The sequence below is a fragment of the Clostridium sp. LBM24168 genome, assembly GCF_052953915.1.
Genome location: NZ_CP196861.1, coordinates 1,336,627 through 1,357,673, shown reverse-complemented (window position 1 = coordinate 1,357,673; position 21,047 = coordinate 1,336,627). Strand labels below are relative to the sequence as shown.

Below are 21,047 nucleotides of genomic sequence, written 5' to 3'. Positions count from 1 at the left end.
AATGATTTTAAAAGTCTTTGAACATATCTTTTTTAGCTCCACATATAGGACAGTTTTCAGGTACTTCTCCTTCTACAGTAAATCCACAAATAGGACATACATATATTTTGGTGTCATTTGTATCCTTTCCCTGTTTTACAATATCCTGAGCCTTTTTAAACAATTTCGCATGTTCTTTTTCAGCATTGAGTGCAAAATTAAATGATCTTTCTGCTTCTTTTTCATTCTGCAACCTTGCAGTTTCAAGATATACAGGATACATCTGATCTATTTCATGAATTTCACCGTCAAAAGCTCCCTGTAAATTTTGAGCTACATTCTTCAGTCCAAATACTCCTCCTGCTGTAACAGAACTATCACCAAGCTGATCTTTAAGCACATTGAAATGATTTCTAGCATGAACCCATTCCGCATACGAAACAGCTTTAAATAATCTTCCTATGTTAGGAAAACCATCTTTTTCAGCTTTTTCACCCCAAATCAAATATCTCATATGAGCCATACTCTCTCCGCCAAAAGCTGAACGCAGAAAATCCGCAGTCATAGCATTTCTTAATGTCATATTACCACCTCATTAAACATATTTAAATTATACATTTAATTTGCCCTATATTTAGATATTATATTCCTCTAATTACTTTAAATATCTTTTAAAAGCTAAAATTTCCATTTTTAAATATTTCTATTCTTTTTCCATTATGATTTATTCCTGTTATATCCAGATCTTCGGTCCCAATCATAAAATCTACATGCTCCAATGAACCATTTACTCCTATTGACTTAAGCTGTTCTTTAGACATATTCTCACCTTTCTTAATACATACAGGATATGCTTCACCTATTGCCAGATGACAGGATGCATTCTCATCAAACAGTGTATTATAAAATAATATGTTGGAATTTGAAATTGGTGAATTAAATGGTACCAACGCTACCTCTCCAAGGTAATGGGAACCTTCATCTGTTTCAATAATATGCTTTAAGGTTTCATAACCATGTTCGGCTGTAAAATCCACTATTTTCCCATTCTTAAATACGATTGAGAAATTTTCAATCAGATTACCATTGTAATTTAGAGGTTTTGAACTAAATACTTTCCCGTTTACTCCAGTTTTCAATGGTAATGTGAAAACTTCTTCAGTAGGTATGTTTGCCATAAATTCTACACCAGCAGGGCTAAAAGATGATCCTCCAAGCCATACATGTCCTTCTGGAAGTTCTATTTTGAGATTGGTCCCCAATTTATTTTTATATTCAAGATATTTAAAATTATTTTTATTTAAAAATTCCATTTTCTTTTTTAAATCTGTTTTATGATTTTCCCATGCTTCCAAGGGATTATCACACTTCACCCTTACAATTTCAAATATAGAATCCCATAATTTTTCAACCGCTTCATATTCCGGAATATTTGGAAATACTTTTTTAGACCATGCTTTTGTAGGTATTGATACTACACTCCACACATTTTTGTCAGCCATAATTCTTTCCCTGTATTCTGCCAAAGCTTTATTAGCTGCTCTATTTGACCTCATTATTCTCCTTGGATCCACATCTTTCATAAGTTCTGGATCAGAGGCATGAATACTTAAAAATGCAGCATCATTTATTGCATAAGTTGTATATAATTCTCTTTTCCATTTAGGAAAATCATCAAATATATCTTCCCTTCCATTAATATATTTTATTTTTGAAAGCTTTTCATCAGCCCAGTTAACAACTACATCTCTAGCTCCCTCTCCATAGGCTATTTGGGAAACAAATCGCGTAAATTCAGCACATTCAATGGGTGAATTTATAACTAAAACTTGATTATCCTGAATATTTATACCTATTTTTACAACAAGATCCGCATACTTTTCTAAAAAGTTCTTATTCATATTTCATCTCTCCATTATAAAATATATATCTTAATTATATTATCCTTAATTGCTTATAAACGCAAGTTACTCGTTATTTTTCATAATTTGTGATATAAAATTACCCTGATAAGTCGATGTTAAAATAATTATCTTAACTTTATCTACTTATCAGGGTTGATTTCAAAATTCTATTCTATGCTATTTTAAACCTTGTTCATAAGCTTCAATCATCTTTTTTACCATATTTCCACCTACTGATCCTGCTTCTCTTGAAGTAAGATCCCCATTATATCCGTCTTTTAAATTTACACCAACTTCTCTCGCAGACTCCATCTTAAATCTGTTTAATGCCTCTTTAGCCTGTGGCACAAGTACTTTATTTCCTCTACTGTTTGACATAAATAATCCCTCCTAAATTCATATTTAATCTGATGTGTATAAATTTTATGCTGCATTATAAGTTTGGTCTATTTTAGATTTATTACTCTATAAAATTATATGAAATTGTTCTAATTTATATCATAATTAGAAATTTAATAAAAATTTTGCACTATCATATTAAAAGAGTATAATAATTACATTAAATACTTTAATGAAGTAGGTGATTTGATTGTATAAAAAAGGAGATTTTCATTTACATTCCAGTGAATCTGACGGAAAATTTTCTCCTAAAGATCTTGTGAGTCTAGCAAAGATACACAATCTTGATATAATATCTGTAACAGACCATGATACCATCTCAGGATTAAAAGAATCGATCTCCCAAAGTGTCTCAATCGGAATTAAGGTAATTCCGGGTATAGAACTTTCAACTCTATATAAAGGTAAAAGCGTTCATGTACTTGGCTACTTCAATACCACAAACACAATTAACAGTAACTTTAAAAATTTTCTTCAAGAAATGAATAATTACAGATTAAACAGAGCAAAAAAAATTATAGATAATTTATATAAATTTTTTAATATAAAACTGGATTATACAAAAGTTCTTAAAAACGCTCATGGTGTAATTGCGAGGCCCCATATAGCAAAGGCAATAATAGATGCTGGATATAATTACAGCTTTGATTACATATTCTCAAAATTTATAGGTGAGAATAGTCCTGCCTATATACCAAATAAAAAATTAACTACTGAAGACGGAATATCACTTTTAAAATCCATAGGAGCTATGACAGTACTAGCCCATCCAGTACTTATAAGAGGTATTGACGTAGAAGAAGTTATAAAATTGCCTTTTGATGGAATAGAAGCAATATATGTTGCCAATACACAGGAAGATACATTGAGATTTATAAATTATGCAAATGAATATCATAAAATCATATCTGCAGGCTCTGATTTTCATGGTATGGACAGCAGTGATTCAAAACATGCAACCTATCCCGGCCAAGTATACCTGGAAGAAGACAGAATAGAATTATTTTTAAGGAAACTAAATTCTATATAAATTAACAAGTAACTTAAAAACCGTAAATAGAATAATTTATTCTATTTACGGTTTTCCGATCCTTTAAAATTTAGGTTATATCCTATTTAAAAATGAAGTATAACCTTTTACTGCTTCATATATATCAGCCTTGCTTGCAACTTCCCATGGAGCGTGCATGTTGTGAAGGGCTATTCCACAATCTATCACTTGCATGTTATATTCAGAAAGTATATAGGCTATTGTTCCGCCGCCGCCCTGGTCAACCTTTCCAAGTTCTGAAGTCTGCCAGGATATATTGTCATCATCCATTACTTTTCTTATTTCAGCAATAAACTCAGGATTTGCATCATTACAACCAGACTTTCCTCTAGCTCCAGTATACTTATTAAAAACTATTCCTTTTCCAAAGTAAGCAGCATTATTTTTCTCCATTACAGAAGGATAATTTGGATCAAAAGCAGCACTTACATCTGAAGAAAGCATCTTGGAGTTCATAAGTGACCTTCTAAGTTTTAATTCACTATAGTCTCCAATTAAATTTATCAATTCTGCTACTGTGTTTTCAAAAAATCTGGACTGCATCCCAGTAGCTCCTACACTTCCTATTTCCTCTTTATCAACTAGAAGTGTTACACAAGTTTTGTCTGGATTCTTTATTTTCATCATGGCTTCAAAAGAAGTATATGCACATATCTTATCATCATGTCCATAAGCCATAACCATGCTCTTATCAATACCATAATCTCTAGCCTTTCCTGCTGGCACAACTTCTAATTCCGCTGAAACAAAATCCTCTTCTTCAATTCCATATTTTTTGTTTAATATCTTGAGAATATTCTGTTTTACCCTATTTTTTACATCTTTATCCTTAACCGGAATACTTCCCACTAATATATTAAGGTCCTCTCCCTCTATTACCTTATTCGCCTTTTTGTTCATTTGGTCATTCGCAAGGTGAATAAGAAGATCCGAAATGCCAACTACAGGATCATCTTCATTCTCTCCTATAACCACATTTACCTTTGTTCCGTTTTTCTTCACTATTATACCATGAATTGCAAGTGGTAAAGTTACCCATTGGTATTTTTTAATTCCACCATAATAATGTGTATCAAATAGCGCAAGATCTGTATCTTCATATAGTGGATTCTGTTTTAAATCAAGTCTCGGTGAATCTATATGTGCACCAAGTATACTCATACCTTCCTCTATATCTTTAGATCCTATTATAAATAATGCTAAAGTTTTATCTTTATTATTAGCATAGACTTTATCACCTGGATTTAACTTTGTCTTATTTTTTATTAACTCCTCTATATTTTTGTAGCCGTTTGCTGAAGCCTCTTTTATAAATTCTGCCGTACATTCCCTTTCCGTCTTACATTTTGACATGAAATCTTTATATTCATCGGATATTTTAAAGAGTTCCTTGAAATCGTCTTTTGAATATTTATCCCAAGCATAATCATATTTTTTCTGAAGGTCCTTTGCCATAACAATCTCTCCTTATCCATATCATATTTATATAAACATACAAACAACTATATTATACCAAGTTTTTAAATTATTTTCCATATAAGACTCCATTACACGTAGGTAAGACACTAAATCCATTTGTTTCTTTTAAATATGAATATTAATATAAATGCTATACAACCCATCAGTATAACCACATAATGACATCCATTTTCCATATTTACAAATGGAATACCCTTTAAATTCATTCCATACATACTTGTTATAAGATTCAATGGCATAAATATACTTGTTATTACAGTGAATATCTTCATCAGTTCATTTGTCTTATTAGCAACCTCGGATTCAAATGCTTCCCTAACCATTGACAGATCCTGAACTAAACTCTCTAAAGAAAGCATAAGTTTTTCTATCTTTTTATTAAGTCCTATAAAATATATCATACTATCTTTTTCTATTATAAGATTATCGTTTAAAACAAGACTGTCCCCTATATATCGAAGTGGATTTAAGTAATTTCTGACCTTGTATACTTGCCTTCTTAAAGTTATAAGATTATACAATTGATCCTTTTTTGGATCCTTCAATATTTTTATCTCTATCTTATCCACTTCAGCTTCCAATTTTGATATGACATTATAATTCCTTATTATTATTCGATCCAATATATAATATAGTAGTATATCAACTTCTGGTTTATCTTTTAATATAAAACAGTTTTTTGATTCTCTAATGTCTATTATCAATTCATTTAATATATCTATATTTTCCTTGTATATAGTTATTAAATACTTTTTACTTAGAAACACATTCAATTCCTTAGATACAACTATATTATTTACACAATTTAGTACGTTGAAAACAGCAAAAATGTAGTCATTAAAAAAACTGATTTTCGAGGTTTTAGATGGGCCCGTACAGTCTTCCATACTTTCACAATCAATTTTTATGAATTCATCTAATTGTTTAATTTCTGTTATATTTGCAATTATCCAGTAATATCTACTTTTCAAATTTTCTTCATTCGCTGCATTTACGTTTATAAAATCATTGTCTATATCGATTATTCTCACAAAAACACCACCAATACAGCTATATCAGTTAATAAATTAATTATGATATTTATTTTGTGCAAAAACCATAATTATTAATCATTTTAAGCTTCTATCAGTGGTGGCTGTTAGCTAATTTGAAATTATTTTATCTATATATATATCATGTTCTTCCATGGGTACTTTGTCCACAATTTGAAATTTATAGCATATGCCAATTTTTTTGCAGTCAGTTCTCAAGCCTTTTAAAAATCTATCGTAATAACCGCCTCCATAACCCAGTCTACCTCCACAGTTATCAAAAGCAACTCCAGGAATATAGGCCAAGTCTATACGTGACCTGCATACTTCAGACTTATCATCCGGAGGCTCCAATATATTGAACTTTCCATGAACTAAATCGCTAAATTTTTTTATATAACCAGCAATCATGCCCTTATCTTTAGATATTACCTTTGGTACACATACAATTTTTCCATCTGCAAGTGCCTCTTTTATTATATTGTGGGTGTCAATTTCACTCTTATAACTTACAAATATGAATATACAAGATGCATTTTTATAATCAAAGCTATTTATAATTTTCTCAAATATAATATTGTCCAATTTTATACGCTCCGCAATATTCAAACTTTTCCTTAACAATATCATATTATTTCTGATAACATTTTTATCTTTCATTCTTTTTTTCATTCCTCTTCTTTTCAACCTGTCTTATTCTATCGCTTATAACATCTACTGGAGTTACGTTTGTAATCAAACTGTATCTAAAATTTGCAGCCGCAGCTTCTATTATAACAGCAAGATTCCTGCCTGGCCTTATTGGAAGTGTTAATTTTCTTATGTGGATATTTAATATGTCCACATATTCTTTGTCTATACCAAGCCTGTCATAATTCTGGTCCTCTTTCCACTGTTCTATGTATATTACCAGGTTTATTACCTTTTTCTTCAAGACAGAACTTAATCCATACAATGCTGATATATCTATTATACCCATTCCTCTAACTTCTATCATTCCAGAAGTTATGAATGGAGATGTACCATATAGTTCTCCATCTATTTCCTTTATATCAACGGCATCATCAGCTACAAGTCTATGTCCCCTTTTTATAAGTTCAAGAGCAGTTTCGCTTTTTCCTATTCCACTTTCGCCTGTTATAAGAATACCAACTCCATATACATCCAAAAGCACTCCATGTAGTCTAATTTCTGGAGCTAGTTTATAATCCAGATAATTCATAAGCTTATTTATAAATCTTGTAGATATGCTGTCAGTTCTAAGTACCCATCTGTCATACTCAACTGCACTTTCCATAAATTCCTTATGGGGTGTCAGATTTCTTGTTATCACAGTACACGGATTATCAAATTCGAAATATTTTCTCAGCCTTTTTTCCCGAAGGTCAGGCTGCATTGCATCCAGAAAACTCCACTCAGTTTTTCCTACTACCTGTACCCTTTCATTTGCATAATAATTATAAAATCCACTAAATTGAAGTCCAGGTCTATTTATATCACTTACATTTATCTCATTTAATCTCTGTCCTCTATTCAAAACTTCAAGATTTAAATGTTCTATTATATCTTTTACTGATACTGTCATATTCTCCTTCACCCTAATTTAACCTTTCAAATTCAGAAACTCTATTATATTGCCTAGATACTCTCTTAAACAGTTTTTTACACTTTCGCATAACTTTGTCCATACTAAAAACAAAACGTAAATAATAATTATTTTTATATATTATAACATAAAAACAAAAACATAAGCTATATTACAATACCCTATAAAAATTCCAAAAACTTTTTGACAATATTTTAATCTTCAAATTTTTTATGTGATGTTTTATATCAATATATAAAAGACATATTTTATGTTTTTCCACATTTTTTCCACAGAATAATCCACACCTTATCTACAGAAATTATGTTCATTCTTGTAATAATCTGTACATTATTGACTTATAAAATTTATGTTTACTTCCATATTATCTGCTAAAATATAATATATAAACTAACGGATAAATTTTAATTTATGAGGTAATTGTGATGAATAATAATTTAAAAGAGTTAGAAATGCAGATAACTAAATTGAAAGAAAATTTGTATATGTTAATTCAGCATAATAATTTAACAGATTATGAGGTTGTACAGTGCAGCGAAGAATTAGACAAGCTAATCCTGAAATACCAAAAGTTAAAAATATAAATTGATTTTTAAAATTCAAATTTGTTATATGTATTTTCAATATTTAGCAACATTTTTATGGATTAAAATGAGGGAGCAAAACTCCCCCCAGTTCATAACTCATAAATATTTATTTTTAATTAGTTTCGAAATTTTCCCTGAATAAAAGATATATTCAAGATGAAGTGCTCTAGTGAGTACTACATATAATATCTTCTCATCCAGTTTATGGCATCCATAATTTTCTTCATTGCAATTATAGACTACAGTACAGTCAAATTCCAATCCTTTGGTCATATATGAAGGGATTATTATAGAATCCAATTTTAAGTTTTTATCACTATCTTTTATAAGTGTCCACTTGTATTTACTATACTTTCTCAAATGATCTCTTATTTTTTTGCACTGGTTATAATCCTTGCCTATAACAGCTATGCTCTTTTTGTTTTTAGACTTTACATATTCAACAATTTTATCTAAATAACCTCCGAACTCTCTGTTGGTTTTAAATTGAACTAATTTTGGACTTTCACCGTGTCTCAGAATTGGAGTTGCAGGTTTTAAACAATTTTTTTGGAATTTTAATACTTCATTTGCAAATTCAATTATTTCAATAGTTGATCTATAACTTTGGGTAAGTTCTACATATTTGAAATTATCCTTAAAGATGTCCTCAGTTAGATCTTGCCACTTAGATATTCCCTTATAATAATATATTCCCTGTCCTACATCGCCTACTATAGTCATAGAATTATTAGATGTTAGTTCTTTCAATACAGCAAACTGGAACTTGCTATAATCCTGTGCTTCATCTATAACTAAATGTTTATATTTAAATTTATCTTCTATACCTTCTATTTTAAATTTCAAATATATCAAAGATGCCAGATCATCGCTATCAAGAATTTCTTTTTCTATATTATTATTAAATTCATCCTTCATAAATTTCCAAATACTCTTTTTAATTCTCCCTTGAGTTATTCTTAAAAATATTGATTCATCATTTAAAAATCTTCCGTATTTATTTTTAGTGTCCATTCCGTTCCAATTATTGAAATATTCATCAAAACATCTTCTGGCATCGGAATTTAGTCTTTTCTTCTTCGAGTCTCTTTCATTATATAATTGTATTAAGCTATTTCTTCTTTTCTCGCAATCTCCCATTGTCTTTTTTACTCTAGCAACTAAATACTCATAGGAAAAATCAACTTTGTCCAAAATGGCTTTTATCTTATCATCTATCTTTAATTTAAAATATCTTTTTATTTCTTCTTTTCTCTTTTTTATAGGAAGATTTATCATATCTTTTAAATACAACCTTATAATTTCTTCTTTTCTAAACAATATATAACCACAAACTTTTATATCATCTATTATTGAATCTTCCTCTTCCATATAATTTACATATTTATCTAAAAATTTTTTATATAATATACTGCCTCTTAAATTACTGCTCTCAATCAAAAGTTCCTTTTTTCTCTCGTCATTCCCCTCTACCAGATATGATAACTTTTGATCTTTCGTAAGTATCTTCAACTTTATATTTAATATATCCTTGCATATATCTTCAAAGGTATCCTGTTTTACATCATTTACTCCAAGATCTGGAAGAACTTCTGATATATAATCAAGAAACAGTCTATTAGGTGCTATTACCATAATATCCTTTCCACTTAATTTTTTATTATATTTATACAAAAGATATGCTAATCTATGAAGTGCTACTGTGGTCTTTCCAGATCCTGCAGAACCTTGAACTATAAGTACTGTGTTTTTTTCTGCCCTTATTATATTGTTTTGCTCTCTTTGTATGGTAGCAACTACATCTTTCAGCCTGCTACTTACACTTCCCTCTAGATTTATCCTCAAGAATTCATCAACCAGTGCATTTTCCTCTTCATTAGAGGAACGAAGTATAATATCATTTATTCCATCATCAAATGCATCCTCAAGTTTACCACATCTTATTAAAAATTTTCTCTTTAAATTTAATTTGCCACTTATTATTCCAGAAGGAGACCTATAAAATGCATCTCCAGAAGTTCCACTGTAGTATAAATCTGCAAGCGGTGATCTCCAATCAATTACCTTTTCATCACCATCTTTCACATCTCCAAGTCCAAATTTTCCAATATAGAATGTCTCTTCATCCTTTTTGTATTCTTTAAAATCTATACGTCCAAAGTAGGGTTGTTCCTGACTTTCTATATACTTTTCCAGATGCTGATGAGTCATCTTATATAATTTTTCTTTAGTTTCAAGTTCTTGATTATATTTACCCTTTGATCGTTTCCTCAAGCTTTCTATATCTACTCTAAGTTTTCTATCATCTTCAGTTATATTTTCAATCTGTCTATGTATCCATTTTTCAGTATATTTAAGATGCTCCTTTTCATTTTTAATATCCTCATCTTTTATGGTCACGATTATATCCCCCCTCATCTAATAGCAAAATCAAAATTAATTATAATATTATTTATACAAATTTCAATTTTATATTTACATTCTATATATGTCAAGTATATAAAAATTGAGCAGTGCAAATTCTGCACTGCTCAATCAAATTTTCATGTATATCGTTTAAGCTTTTCTCAGATTAACTTTTAAAGTTCCAAAGAGAACAGTCACAAGTGTAAATGCAATAACTCCATCAACTATATGATGAGCAAAAGTACCCGCTCCTACTACTACAAGCACTTTGAACATAGTAAATCCAAATGGTATCACAAATATCGCCTCTAAAACAGCATGTACCGGTGCAGTTAAAGCAATTACTTTTTTAAATGACACACCTTTTTTCAATAAAATAGCTCCTAGAAATCCAACAAATATATGACTTGATGCTCTCGCTGCAATTACGGCAGGACTTGTTATTAAAAATCCAAGTGCAGATCCTATTCCAACCATTATAGCTGGTACCGGACCTAAGAACATAGATAAAAACATGGGAACATGTGATGCAAGTGTAGCACTAAATGGTCCTAACTGAATTTTTAAAAATCCAAAGACTGTTGGTATTATAATTGCAAGAGCTGTTAAAAGTCCTGCATAAGTCAGCTTTCTTATATTATTCATTTATTATTCCTCCTGTGTATTTCAATGTATATACATGAGTATATACTATTTTAATTTTATTGTAAACATATTTATTGGAGAGCTTCAAAGAAATATGTTCACAAATATGAAATAATATGTAGTTTGATTGTTGACATAAATAAATGTATAATTTATTTATAATATTCATTCAGGAGGTATACAACTTGGCAGTAAAAGAAGTATTAAAATATGGAAACAAAATTTTAAAAAGAGTAAGCAGACGAGTTGAAAAAATAGACAATACCATATTTGACATAGCGGAAGATCTCAGGGATACTTTAAATACCGATGATGGGGGTATAGGTCTTTCAGCTCCTCAAATAGGAATACTGAAGAGAGTTATACTTATAGATTTAAAAGAAGAAAATTTTACTTCCATTATATTAGTAAATCCTAAAATAGTAAAAAAGATGGGTCATGAGGAAAGTGTTGAGGGATGCCTAAGCTATCCAGGTTATGAAGGAATTGTAATACGTCCCAAAAGAGTAATTGTAACAGGATTAAGTTTAAATGGCAAAGAAGTAACCTATACTGCAAATGGTCTTCTCGCAAAGGCATTCTGCCACGAAATAGATCACTTGGACGGAATACTATATATGGAAAAATCTAAAAAAATATATAAATTAGATAAAAAATAAAGATTATAAATACTTTACAGAAACTCCCTTTGCTCCAAATATCGTACCTAGCAAGGGAAGTTTTATCTTTTCATATATTGTTATTTTGTCTTCAATTTCCAATCCATTTTCTATAAACACATTTATTCCTTCATATTTCTCTAACCTATATCCTGTATATATTTCAGGAAATTTTTTTATAAATTCAACAGATACTTCTTTTACATCCATAGAACAGCATCCACTTGACGCTGAAATTGTCCTTACTAAAAATCCACCGCCATTTTTTTTCGCATAATTCAATGCTCTATCATTAATATAAACCACTTTATCTCTCCTTTAATATTATTTTCCTTTCATTATCTTCATGTTCCATAAACAATATATACTCTTCTCGCTTAATTATAGTTCCTTCTTTTATAAATTTATCTATATCTATAAAAAATTTTTCTAAATGATAATTTCCATAGATATGCATCCCGGAATTTTCAATCTTATCCTTTATAATTTTCTCTTCCTCCTTCGATCTGTCTCTTGCTAGAAAATCTGGAAGCCATCTCTTCTTATTAAATCTAAGATAATCATATTTTATTATTTCTCTCAGGCCAAAGCTATCTTTTTTCAAATGTTCTTCATTAAATTCCAGAAATACCTTATAATACTGTACTCCAGATATATTCCTGTTTAAATATCCTTTTTTATAAATAAACATTCCCAGTTCACAGTAAAAATCAAAAGGGTTATCAAATTCATTAAAAAAATATTTTAATATATTGCTGAATTTTCTTGAATTATAATATTTATCGACTACTGTATCAACTTTCTTCAATATTAAAATTTCCTCATAAGTTATAGCTCCTGTTTTCAATATCTCATAGGGAGGATAAGGTGAATAGACCATACCCCATTTTTTGCATTCATCTCTCATTGAAGATCCCTTTAAAAGTTTTAAAAATCCAAGCTGAAGCTTTTCTGGATTAATTGAGTACACCTCATTAAAGGATTTTTTAAATGATTCAAAGTCCTCTCCTGGAAGACCTGCTATTAAATCAAGGTGCTGATTTATATTATGAAACTTCTGTATTTTTTTAACTTTATCTTTTATATCACAGAATTTGACTTTTCTATTTATGTTCTTCAGTACTTCCCAATTAGTGGTCTGAACCCCTACCTCCAATTGTATTCTTCCCTTTGGTGCTGTATTCAAAAGTTCTATTTCTTCATCTGTCAATATATCAGCTGAAATTTCAAAATGAAAGGTAATATCAACATTCTTTTTTATTAAAAATTTCCATATATCTATTGCAAACGAAGGATTACAATTAAAAGTTCTGTCTACAAACTTTATCAGTTTTATACCTTTTACTATTAAAAAACTAAGTTCTTTCTTTACTCTCTCTCTACTTAAAAATCTAACTCCACTTGTAGTTGAAGACAGACAATAGCTGCAATTAAAAGGACATCCCCGAGAAGCTTCATAATATACTATTTTATTGTCTAAATTATCATTTTCATCATAGGGAAAAACAATATCATCCATGTCCATAGCATCTCTATTTCCATTAAATATAACTTTATCATCTTCCCTGAAGCATAGGCCTTTTATATTTTTTAAATTTATAATATCCTGTTCATCAACATCTGGCTTTACGAATCTTCTCAGCTCAAAATCAACCAGATCATAATAAGTTTCTTCTCCCTCTCCAGATATCACATAATCTCCTGAATTTGAATTCAAAAATTCTTTACAGTTATAAGAAACTTCAGGTCCTCCATAACATATTTTTATACTTGAATTTATAAGTTTTATGAGCTTTGATAAAGATGTACAAAAATCTATATTCCATATATAACATGAAAACCCGATCATATCTGGTTTTTGCTTTATTACCTCTTCTAATATCTTTTCTCTTCTGTCATTTATTGAAAATTCTTTTATTACACACTTATAATCAAGTCCTTTTGTAAAAGCCTTTAAATATCTGACTGCCAGATTACTGTGAATAAATTTTGCGTTTATAGCTACAAGCACCACTTTCATTATAAGTATATTCTCCTTTCAAGTACCTGTTTGCACTATAGAATATAATATCATAAATCCGATATATTATGTTAGACTTCTGCAATAACTCTTAACCTCCTATAATCAGCAATCCAACATGTTCCATTCCATAGTTCATCACATACCTTCGCCATTAAATTTTTTAACATTAAATTCTGTTCACTGGCTGAGAGTCTCTCCAAATCTGCTTCAAAAAATTGCATGGCCCAATTATATAATCCCCTGTTTCCATTTTTTAAAGGTGTTGGACGGTCAAAATCATAAATCTTTTTAATAGAAAATCCGTTTTTTATCAGCAGCTGGCTAAAGGTATCAACTGTTGGAAAAGTAAATCTCGAGTTGTAGGTTATGCCCATGTCCTGTAATGCAGCGCTAAACCCCTGTTCTATGATTTTGATATTTCCATATGCTCCAAACTCACAAATGAGTTTTCCGGGGGACTTTAATGAATCTTTAATTTTCCGAAGCAATAGGTCATGATTTGAAATCCAGTGAAATACGGCATTTGAAAAAACAACATCCCATTTCTGTTCACAAGGTATCTCCAGTGCATCCATAACCTGAAAATCAAGATTGGGATAAGCCTGCCTTGCTTTCTTAATCATTTCTGAAAAACTGTCTATCCCCAAAACATAATCACACAGCTTTGCAATTTCAGCAGTCAATACACCGGTTCCACACCCTAAATCAAGAATCTTTTGCGTCCTATCATCTTGAATAAACTCCAAAAGGTCCTTGCCATATTCAGCCACAAAGTCATGCTTACTATCATATAATTTTGAATTCCACTTCATATTTCCCTCCATTATATTTCTGATTTTTAAATTAATCATTCCATTTCTTGCACACATCGGCCCATTTTAAGTACCTTGAGTATTTTTCTAACAATGAAAATAAAGTATTCAGTCTATAAACTGCAAAATCTCATCTAAGTTCTTGCGAATTTTGCTGCGGAGTTTCGTATCTGCAGAGTATCCAACACTTATTACCAGCCTTACTCTTTTAGAGCTTGGTATGTCCAGCAGTTTCTTGAGTTTTTTCTCATTAAACCAACCCATAATACAGGTTGACAATCCCTGTTCAATGGCCGCAAGACATAGATAAGCCGATGCAATGCCAATATCAATGGAAGAATAATCCTGATCTTTGATTGTTCCTCCGATTCGAGCCTTAATATCTCCTTTTTCTTCCAGTACAATGACAAAGGAAGGACATTTATCCGTAAATTTATTCATGCCAATATCCTGAAGGCACTTTGCCACTTTAAAGGATAGTTCCCTGTTATTTACAACTATGAATTTCCAGGGCTGCCCGTTACAAGCTGAAGGGGCAATTCGACATGCCTCTATGCAGGAAATCAATTTCTCCTTTTCCACCTGTTTATCCAGATAATTTCTGCAGCTCTCACGCTGTTCAATCAAATCAAAATAATTGGTCATAAATACACCCCTTTCAATAGAATATCTGCATTCCAGTACTTTCCAATATTTTTTCGTTTTTCTTTTAAATTAGTCCACCTAATAAGAAGATTGCGGCTCAAATATTCTCCTGGATTTAATGACAAAGAGCAATAATGCTATAGCTGACAGGGCAACAATAATCTCTGTTCCTGCTATGCTGAATTTCCCAATCTGGTATAGGTATAAAGCAGGAAAGAAATCTATTAAAGCATGACCCAATATTGCAATAAATAGATAAAGAATTTTTTTGTTTTTAACTGCATAAAGTACTAAAATACTACCTGCCAAGTGGATTATAATTGCAAAAATTCTTTTTATACCTCCAACGGGCAAATAAACTTAGTGAAGTGTTTATAAGTGAACTTCTAACTGCTTCTAAAGACTGCTTAGCAGCAGGAGTACTCGCTGTAGTCAATAAATTATTAAAACCATTGCTGTTTATAAGATTTGACAATACTAAATTATGAATTTCTCTCTGTTTTTAGTTTTTCCTATATTTCAAAGCAGATAATAATTTAACAAGCTTCATTTATTGCTTTGATTTCGCAACATTCCACATTTGTTACTTGGTAAGTACTCAAACCGGTGTTTGCAGTATAGCACATCAGCTGGACGATTCGCTATTAGACAAATATAGCTATCTTCATCTGCATTTTTTTCAAGATAATTGTCAATTACTTTCATAATTTGCTCTGCCAAATCCAATCAGCTTTTCACTATTATATATAGACACTGTAAACAGCGAGTTTTTCAAGGCAATCTGGCTTCTCTTCAAATCTTTGTCCCCCATCCCTGAACGTAATCGAAGGCTCACGTAATCTTTGGGTGCAGGCATATCATAAACAAATTCTATACTCATATTTTCCCCTCCATAAGTTACTATTTTTTTCTGAATGTTAAAAACAAGTATAAAATTCCTGTTTTCAAATTTGTTTCATAAATTATACCATAATATATCACAATTTTATCTGTCAGTTTTATCCTCATTACCTAACTTTCAGGATAAACTGCTTTCACATACCCGGGAGGGCTCCATATACATTTCTTGCCACAGCAGAAACTTTTTTAAATTCATTTACACTCCCGAAGAGCTCAAAAATTTATGTTTTTGCTAAACTAATACCTTAATCGCAAATCATATAGAATTAAATTAAAAGACATGCTATAATTTATTAGTACAATTGAATATGTTGCGTGTGGGCTACTGGTATCACTCATCCCTTATAGAGGGAGGTGATACAATGAGTAATAACATCTTAATGTTACTTTTTGAAGCAGGATTATTCCTCATTTCATTGTTAACATTTATAGTTTTACTTATTAAAGAAATAAAAAAATAGTAGCCCTTCTGCAAACGGTAGCTACTATTTTCTAATTAAACATTAAATAGTGATATCAGTTGCCTAGGCAACCAGATTGTATACTACAGGATGCTGAGAACATCCTGTTTTTATTTTTCGTCTTTATATTTATATTATAACACATTTTATAATTTAAAATCATATTTTCGTAAAATTTTAGTAAACATTATCTTTAGTATAATTTCTTAATCCCACTCATATCAATTCATTACACAAAAATCCTCCATCATTTGTGGTAAGGTTCTCCGTAACTATATAATACGTAGTTATTTTTTCTTAACAGGAATCCAAATTTCGCTGTAGTAGTTTTCATCTTGATTACCTTGTGGGTAATCATCTATATTGGTGTACATTTCAATATTATAACCTGCTGCAATTTCATAATCCTTGCAATTAGGCAGCCACTCTGAGAAGATTTTTCTGTTCACATCTTGCAGAGATTTCGGCATTGCACCCTTGCAAACAAAAACAGCCCACGTGTGTTTAGGAATAATCTTTGTAACAAAACCATTAGGTATTTCTATAGACGGATTATAATTGTCTGCAATCAAATATTCAAACTCATCTGAACCCATGCTCTCATCTATGCATACTCCGTACATTCCGCATACAAATTTCTCCTTTCCTGTCTGATAATGCTCTGTCCAAAACTGTGGAATTTCTGTAGTTGCACTATCATATTTAAACACCTTTGATATGCCCATGACAGTAAACGAATCTTTTTCAACAATTTTGTAATCCATAATATAACCGCCTTCCAATGAAAATTTGATCTTCAGAGGAGCAAACGATTTAATCATTGCTCCATCTTTTCGAACAGCAGTAGGTGTGACACCATGAAATCGAGTAAAAGCTCTTGTGAAACTATCCGGTGAGGCATAGCCATATTTCAGTGCAATATCAATTATTTTTTCATCAGTAGAAACAAGCTCACTACCGGCAATGGTAAGCCTGCGTTGTCTGATATACTCTCCCACCGTAAAACCACAAAGCATTGCAAAGCCTTTTTGGAAATAGAATGGAGACATAACTGCTCTTTTTGCAATATTTTTTATTGTGATTTCTTCAGTGATATTCTCCTCAATATAGTTAATAGCTTCACCAATCCCTTCAATCCATCCCATAATCATCATCCCCCTGTCTGTAAATATATCTTATCTCTTTTCAAGCAGTTATCCCCGACTTTTTGTGTTATATTTTGTCATGTCCAAAAGATTAAACAGCATTTATTTTCTCAATATTTTCTGCATTGCTTTACCTTTTTGAAATTCTCCCTTGCTTTTTATAAAAAATAATTATCACATTTTACAAATAATCATAAGTTCCAAACTGCAGCATAAATTTAGAACTTATTTATTAAATGAACCAATCTCAATAAGATTACCCTCAGGGTCTGCAATATAACATGTCCTTTGACCCCAAGGTTCTGTTGTTGGTTTCATCACGGAATCTACTCCTTTAGAAATGATATTTTTATATGCTAAATCCACATCTTCATGTTTGGAAACACTTAAAGCAATCTCATAATGACCATTTATACCGTTAACATAATTGAATCGTTTATTTGTCATTTTTTGAAAATCATTTCTTCCGTAAAACATAAACAATACTCCATCTTTTTTTAACATTACATTTGGTTCTTTTCCATCCCAATGAATTTCAAATCCAAGGATATTTTTATAAAAATCAACCATAGTTCTCATATCACTAACAAATATTCCAATGCCATCTAATTTCATTTTAATCTTCCCTTCAAATTACTTTTTATTTTTTTATTTTAGAGTAGGAAGTTCTTCATACATCTCCATAATCAGTTGATATAGAAACTCTTTATTATCAAGCTCCTTAACTAAAAGCTTTTCCTTGAAAATGTAAAATGTATTTTCTCATCATTTTCTATTTTACTATTGATGTTTATGCCAATTATAAAAATCCTTTAGTTTTGCTTTACGTTCCTGTGGTAAAGCTGTTTTCTTAATACCGTGAATTGCACCTTCTAATGCCAGCAATCTATGAATACATGCAGAAATATCAATTTCTTGTATTTTCAGCCACGCCTGTTCTGCACCAATATCTTTTAATTCATTATAAGTAAATATGCCTACTTCATTCAACTGCCTTTCAACTTCTTTTCCGATATTAGGCAGTTTTGATAATTCTCCCATAATAAAACTTCCTCTCCTATTTACTATTTTATGTTACTCAAACTCAAATTGGAATTTGTTACTCAATATGCTTTCGTACCCAATGTTTGAATACATTCAACTGTTCTTTTGTATGAAAGTAATGTTCTCCCGAGTCCATAACTTCTAATCCACAACAATATTTTTTAACAAAATAATTATCTGTATCTGTATTCCATATATCAATAGGATGCTGTTTCACATAACAGAAATAATCCCAATACAGCTTTTGGCCAATAGGTGTTTCTATAATCATTTCTTTTTGTAACCGCTCTGGTGTTATATTAAACCATATCATCATATTTTCGATAATTCTTTCCAATGCTCTTCTGCATAATTCATAATTATAGATAAGTCACCAACGCAAAACTGCACTTTACAAGGAGTACTATCACTTTTTCTTTCACCATGCTCTGGTAAATCAAAGCTTAATACTTGATAACCCTTTGTGAGTGCTTCTTCAGCTAAAATTTTAATCACAGCATCTTCTTTGTTTGACATATTTCCATGTGCTGCAATAAAAAGTTTTTCACTCTTTTCTCCCCACAAAACTGCAGGAATATTACTAACATTAAATTTAGCTTTAAACATATTTCCTCCATAAAAGCTCTTTATTTTTCTTATTTATCGTAGTAAATCCCCCTTTCTTGATTAATTCTATATAAAGTATGTTAATTGCAAATTACTATTTATAATACTAGACCTTAGATTTATATTTGTCTGTATAAATGAAATCATCATTTTCGTTTAATGCTTGTACTGTTACTTTCGCAGGTCTATTTAATTTTCCTACTACATTAGTAATACTTAAACATCTCTATAACTTCTTGTTCTCCTTCCTGCATGATTATATCCGGATTAATTAATTTTATGAGTCCCTGCCCCATATCTATTACAACTAATCTCTTCAATTTAGACTTGAAAAAGCACTATCATCACCATATTCTATTTTTTACAGCGACAATCGTGCTTATTTTCTTAGTATTTAAATAAATCTATGTTTGATTTTTAACACAAATTTTTATATTATAATTTATACAAAAATATAAATTTATCGGCTTTATTCTATATTTATAATTTTTGCAGCATCTCATAACTCAATGTACGAAATACCTGACAATAATTTTGAAATCCATCCTGACCGATAATATAAATATTAGGCATATAGTCCAATCTCTTTTTTGAATACATAATACGTTCCAAGCCATTATCTATAGCTGTATGATTACTTAAAGCCACATCTACTTTTCTACAAATTGCTTCACTTATAAAGTAATCCAATGACTTGAGATATTGTTTCACTTCGTTCTTTGTCCATGGTGGTGTCGTACCTCCCCATAATGCTGCCATATGTATTTTTCCCTTTTCTTTTACAGGGAACATGTAGCTTAATCCTCCCGGAGTATGACCAGGAGTACCATAAACATATATCGTCTTATCACCTAATGTTATAGTATCGCCATCCTGAATATAAACATTAATTTTGTAATCTTTCCACGTTTCCGGTCTATCAGGTTTTGTTGGATGATCTCTCCAAAAAATATCATCCACTTTAGAAAGATACGTATCAACATGATATTTTTCAACAAACCATTTTCCACATCCAGTATGATCAACATGTCCATGCGTCAAGACCAATTTTTTTATTGTAGCAGGATTCCAGCCAACATCTACAATGGAATCTATTATTGCCTCAAAAGCTTCTTTTGCCGGCCAAATAGCATCTATTACTATCAGCCCATCACTTGTTTTCAATACAAAACAGTTTGTTTGCTTTTGCGCAACAATTAGCAAATCATCAAAAATCCTGGTATATATGAAAAATGACATATCTTCCATTTCTCTGATTGTTTCTTTTGTAAAAACTGGTTTATTTAATCTATTCATTTAATATACACTCCTCTGTACAGTAATAATTTTATAGTTGTACAGAGGATAAGCGATTTCTTGGATGCATACGTAAAAATATCTTCATAACTTCACCTTCTCTACAAATTACTATTTATAATACTAGACCCTAGATTTATATTTGTCTTGTATATTACTTTTAAATAATCTTTGTTTCGCATTTTAAGAAGAATGTGTACTATATTTCTTTATATATTACCATAACATAATGATAAAAAAACAATTTCCATTGAATCTCTACAATTTCGATTTTATCCTTATTTTCTGTCAAGAAGTTATTTACCTTCTCTTCAAGCTTCCTTTCATCAAATGCTAAAAGCATTTTAATTTTCAACATTATCCCCCCTT

General features: G+C 30.6%; 24 protein-coding genes and 2 pseudogenes. 3 read left to right on the top strand and 23 right to left on the bottom strand.

Translation table 11 applies throughout. The features are described 5' to 3' along the window. Nucleotides 1-7: 7 nt before the first annotated feature. The 3 genes from ACSVC9_RS06770 to ACSVC9_RS06760 all read right to left on the bottom strand — a co-directional run bounded on the left by ACSVC9_RS06770 (nt 8) and on the right by ACSVC9_RS06760 (nt 2,261). The gene (locus tag ACSVC9_RS06770; RefSeq protein ID WP_446899584.1) at nt 8-562 is read right to left on the bottom strand and encodes a rubrerythrin family protein; all 555 of its coding nucleotides are present in this window, start codon (nt 560-562) and stop codon (nt 8-10) included. 88 nt (nt 563-650) lie between these two features. Beyond that, entirely contained in the window at nt 651-1,880 is a 1,230-nt protein-coding gene (locus ACSVC9_RS06765) for an aminopeptidase (protein WP_446899583.1), read from the bottom strand. Nucleotides 1,881-2,060: 180 nt separating this feature from the next. After that, entirely contained in the window at nt 2,061-2,261 is a 201-nt protein-coding gene (locus ACSVC9_RS06760; protein WP_446899582.1) for an alpha/beta-type small acid-soluble spore protein, read from the bottom strand. A 211-nt stretch (nt 2,262-2,472) separates the two neighbouring features. Here ACSVC9_RS06760 and ACSVC9_RS06755 point away from each other — a divergent pair, with 211 nt between their 5' ends. Beyond that, nucleotides 2,473-3,312: a PHP domain-containing protein gene (locus tag ACSVC9_RS06755; protein WP_446899581.1), complete on the top strand. Its 840-nt coding sequence runs from the start codon at nt 2,473-2,475 to the stop codon at nt 3,310-3,312. Nucleotides 3,313-3,387: 75 nt separating this feature from the next. Here ACSVC9_RS06755 and ACSVC9_RS06750 read toward each other — a convergent pair whose 3' ends face one another. From ACSVC9_RS06750 to hprK, 4 genes are all read right to left on the bottom strand, one after another. After that, nucleotides 3,388-4,788 carry an aminopeptidase gene (locus ACSVC9_RS06750; RefSeq protein ID WP_446899580.1) on the bottom strand — a complete coding sequence of 467 codons (1,401 nt, stop codon included), beginning with the start codon at nt 4,786-4,788 and terminating at the stop codon, nt 3,388-3,390. Nucleotides 4,789-4,898: 110 nt separating this feature from the next. Then, nucleotides 4,899-5,843: a magnesium transporter CorA family protein gene (locus ACSVC9_RS06745; protein WP_446899579.1), complete on the bottom strand. Its 945-nt coding sequence runs from the start codon at nt 5,841-5,843 to the stop codon at nt 4,899-4,901. A gap of 111 nt (nt 5,844-5,954) precedes the next feature. Further along, the gene (locus ACSVC9_RS06740; protein WP_446899578.1) at nt 5,955-6,503 is read right to left on the bottom strand and encodes a 5-formyltetrahydrofolate cyclo-ligase; all 549 of its coding nucleotides are present in this window, start codon (nt 6,501-6,503) and stop codon (nt 5,955-5,957) included. Then, nucleotides 6,493-7,428 carry an HPr(Ser) kinase/phosphatase gene (gene hprK, locus ACSVC9_RS06735; protein WP_446899577.1) on the bottom strand — a complete coding sequence of 312 codons (936 nt, stop codon included), beginning with the start codon at nt 7,426-7,428 and terminating at the stop codon, nt 6,493-6,495. Before hprK ends, ACSVC9_RS06740 begins: the two co-directional genes overlap by 11 nt. A 446-nt stretch (nt 7,429-7,874) precedes the next feature. On the opposite strand from hprK, the gene ACSVC9_RS06730 reads away from it, so the two are divergent. Beyond that, on the top strand, nt 7,875-8,033 hold the full coding sequence (locus ACSVC9_RS06730) for a Spo0E family sporulation regulatory protein-aspartic acid phosphatase (protein WP_446899576.1): 159 nt from the start codon (nt 7,875-7,877) through the stop codon (nt 8,031-8,033). Nucleotides 8,034-8,132: 99 nt separating this feature from the next. On the opposite strand, the gene helD is transcribed toward ACSVC9_RS06730, so the two are convergent. Together helD and ACSVC9_RS06720 are read right to left on the bottom strand one after the other, a co-directional pair. Further along, nucleotides 8,133-10,436, bottom strand: a complete 2,304-nt coding sequence (helD, locus tag ACSVC9_RS06725; protein ID WP_446899575.1) for an RNA polymerase recycling motor HelD — start codon at nt 10,434-10,436, stop codon at nt 8,133-8,135. 156 nt (nt 10,437-10,592) lie between these two features. Further along, nucleotides 10,593-11,087: an ECF transporter S component gene (locus ACSVC9_RS06720; RefSeq protein WP_446899574.1), complete on the bottom strand. Its 495-nt coding sequence runs from the start codon at nt 11,085-11,087 to the stop codon at nt 10,593-10,595. A gap of 185 nt (nt 11,088-11,272) precedes the next feature. On the opposite strand from ACSVC9_RS06720, the gene def reads away from it, so the two are divergent. Continuing rightward, the gene (gene def, locus ACSVC9_RS06715) at nt 11,273-11,746 is read left to right on the top strand and encodes a peptide deformylase (RefSeq protein WP_446899573.1); all 474 of its coding nucleotides are present in this window, start codon (nt 11,273-11,275) and stop codon (nt 11,744-11,746) included. A 3-nt stretch (nt 11,747-11,749) separates the two neighbouring features. On the opposite strand, the gene ACSVC9_RS06710 is transcribed toward def, so the two are convergent. The 14 genes and pseudogenes from ACSVC9_RS06710 to ACSVC9_RS06645 form a co-directional block, all read right to left on the bottom strand. Further along, nucleotides 11,750-12,052, bottom strand: coding sequence for a hypothetical protein (locus ACSVC9_RS06710; protein ID WP_446899572.1), 303 nt, complete (start codon nt 12,050-12,052; stop codon nt 11,750-11,752). Between the two features lies 1 nt (nt 12,053). Next, entirely contained in the window at nt 12,054-13,766 is a 1,713-nt protein-coding gene (locus ACSVC9_RS06705) for a B12-binding domain-containing radical SAM protein (protein WP_446899571.1), read from the bottom strand. A gap of 71 nt (nt 13,767-13,837) precedes the next feature. Beyond that, nucleotides 13,838-14,581: a class I SAM-dependent methyltransferase gene (locus ACSVC9_RS06700; RefSeq protein ID WP_446899570.1), complete on the bottom strand. Its 744-nt coding sequence runs from the start codon at nt 14,579-14,581 to the stop codon at nt 13,838-13,840. 108 nt (nt 14,582-14,689) lie between these two features. Continuing rightward, nucleotides 14,690-15,226, bottom strand: coding sequence for a nitroreductase family protein (locus ACSVC9_RS06695; RefSeq protein ID WP_446899569.1), 537 nt, complete (start codon nt 15,224-15,226; stop codon nt 14,690-14,692). Between the two features lie 78 nt (nt 15,227-15,304). Next, nucleotides 15,305-15,535, bottom strand: coding sequence for a YhfC family glutamic-type intramembrane protease (locus tag ACSVC9_RS06690; RefSeq protein WP_446899568.1), 231 nt, complete (start codon nt 15,533-15,535; stop codon nt 15,305-15,307). After that, entirely contained in the window at nt 15,525-15,701 is a 177-nt protein-coding gene (locus ACSVC9_RS06685; protein ID WP_446899567.1) for a hypothetical protein, read from the bottom strand. The genes ACSVC9_RS06690 and ACSVC9_RS06685 overlap by 11 nt, the downstream gene beginning before the upstream one ends. Nucleotides 15,702-15,917: 216 nt before the next feature. Next, nucleotides 15,918-16,106: a hypothetical protein gene (locus tag ACSVC9_RS06680; RefSeq protein ID WP_446899566.1), complete on the bottom strand. Its 189-nt coding sequence runs from the start codon at nt 16,104-16,106 to the stop codon at nt 15,918-15,920. A 768-nt stretch (nt 16,107-16,874) separates the two neighbouring features. Beyond that, a complete protein-coding gene (locus ACSVC9_RS06675; RefSeq protein ID WP_446899565.1) occupies nt 16,875-17,732 on the bottom strand; it encodes an AraC family transcriptional regulator in 858 nt (285 codons plus the stop codon). A gap of 225 nt (nt 17,733-17,957) precedes the next feature. Beyond that, on the bottom strand, nt 17,958-18,347 hold the full coding sequence (locus tag ACSVC9_RS06670) for a VOC family protein (protein WP_446899564.1): 390 nt from the start codon (nt 18,345-18,347) through the stop codon (nt 17,958-17,960). 165 nt (nt 18,348-18,512) lie between these two features. Beyond that, nucleotides 18,513-18,773 (bottom strand): TfoX/Sxy family protein, encoded by a 261-nt coding sequence (locus ACSVC9_RS06665; RefSeq protein ID WP_446899563.1) that lies wholly within the window; start codon nt 18,771-18,773, stop codon nt 18,513-18,515. Nucleotides 18,774-18,831: 58 nt separating this feature from the next. Next, a pseudogene (locus ACSVC9_RS06660) lies at nt 18,832-19,382 on the bottom strand (alpha/beta hydrolase). Nucleotides 19,383-19,518: 136 nt separating this feature from the next. Continuing rightward, nucleotides 19,519-19,702, bottom strand: a pseudogene (locus tag ACSVC9_RS06655) (peptide deformylase); the annotation flags it as partial. Between the two features lie 160 nt (nt 19,703-19,862). Further along, nucleotides 19,863-20,678 carry an MBL fold metallo-hydrolase gene (locus ACSVC9_RS06650; RefSeq protein ID WP_446899562.1) on the bottom strand — a complete coding sequence of 272 codons (816 nt, stop codon included), beginning with the start codon at nt 20,676-20,678 and terminating at the stop codon, nt 19,863-19,865. A gap of 199 nt (nt 20,679-20,877) precedes the next feature. Continuing rightward, complete coding sequence (locus ACSVC9_RS06645; protein WP_446899561.1) at nt 20,878-21,036, bottom strand: hypothetical protein; 159 nt, start codon at nt 21,034-21,036, stop codon at nt 20,878-20,880. Nucleotides 21,037-21,047: the final 11 nt, after the last annotated feature.

Bases quoted from the DNA above. Each gene is read 5' to 3' on its own strand.
- ACSVC9_RS06770 (WP_446899584.1), bottom strand. From the start codon at position 562: ATGACATTAAGAAATGCTATGACTGCGGATTTTCTGCGTTCAGCTTTT.
- ACSVC9_RS06765 (WP_446899583.1), bottom strand. From the start codon at position 1,880: ATGAATAAGAACTTTTTAGAAAAGTATGCGGATCTTGTTGTAAAAATA.
- ACSVC9_RS06760 (WP_446899582.1), bottom strand. From the start codon at position 2,261: ATGTCAAACAGTAGAGGAAATAAAGTACTTGTGCCACAGGCTAAAGAG.
- ACSVC9_RS06750 (WP_446899580.1), bottom strand. From the start codon at position 4,788: ATGGCAAAGGACCTTCAGAAAAAATATGATTATGCTTGGGATAAATAT.
- ACSVC9_RS06740 (WP_446899578.1), bottom strand. From the start codon at position 6,503: ATGAAAGATAAAAATGTTATCAGAAATAATATGATATTGTTAAGGAAA.
- hprK (WP_446899577.1), bottom strand. From the start codon at position 7,428: ATGACAGTATCAGTAAAAGATATAATAGAACATTTAAATCTTGAAGTT.
- ACSVC9_RS06730 (WP_446899576.1), top strand. From the start codon at position 7,875: ATGAATAATAATTTAAAAGAGTTAGAAATGCAGATAACTAAATTGAAA.
- ACSVC9_RS06720 (WP_446899574.1), bottom strand. From the start codon at position 11,087: ATGAATAATATAAGAAAGCTGACTTATGCAGGACTTTTAACAGCTCTT.
- ACSVC9_RS06705 (WP_446899571.1), bottom strand. From the start codon at position 13,766: ATGAAAGTGGTGCTTGTAGCTATAAACGCAAAATTTATTCACAGTAAT.
- ACSVC9_RS06700 (WP_446899570.1), bottom strand. From the start codon at position 14,581: ATGAAGTGGAATTCAAAATTATATGATAGTAAGCATGACTTTGTGGCT.
- ACSVC9_RS06695 (WP_446899569.1), bottom strand. From the start codon at position 15,226: ATGACCAATTATTTTGATTTGATTGAACAGCGTGAGAGCTGCAGAAAT.
- ACSVC9_RS06680 (WP_446899566.1), bottom strand. From the start codon at position 16,106: ATGAGTATAGAATTTGTTTATGATATGCCTGCACCCAAAGATTACGTG.
- ACSVC9_RS06675 (WP_446899565.1), bottom strand. From the start codon at position 17,732: ATGGGATGGATTGAAGGGATTGGTGAAGCTATTAACTATATTGAGGAG.
- ACSVC9_RS06670 (WP_446899564.1), bottom strand. From the start codon at position 18,347: ATGAAATTAGATGGCATTGGAATATTTGTTAGTGATATGAGAACTATG.
- ACSVC9_RS06665 (WP_446899563.1), bottom strand. From the start codon at position 18,773: ATGGGAGAATTATCAAAACTGCCTAATATCGGAAAAGAAGTTGAAAGG.
- ACSVC9_RS06650 (WP_446899562.1), bottom strand. From the start codon at position 20,678: ATGAATAGATTAAATAAACCAGTTTTTACAAAAGAAACAATCAGAGAA.
- ACSVC9_RS06645 (WP_446899561.1), bottom strand. From the start codon at position 21,036: ATGTTGAAAATTAAAATGCTTTTAGCATTTGATGAAAGGAAGCTTGAA.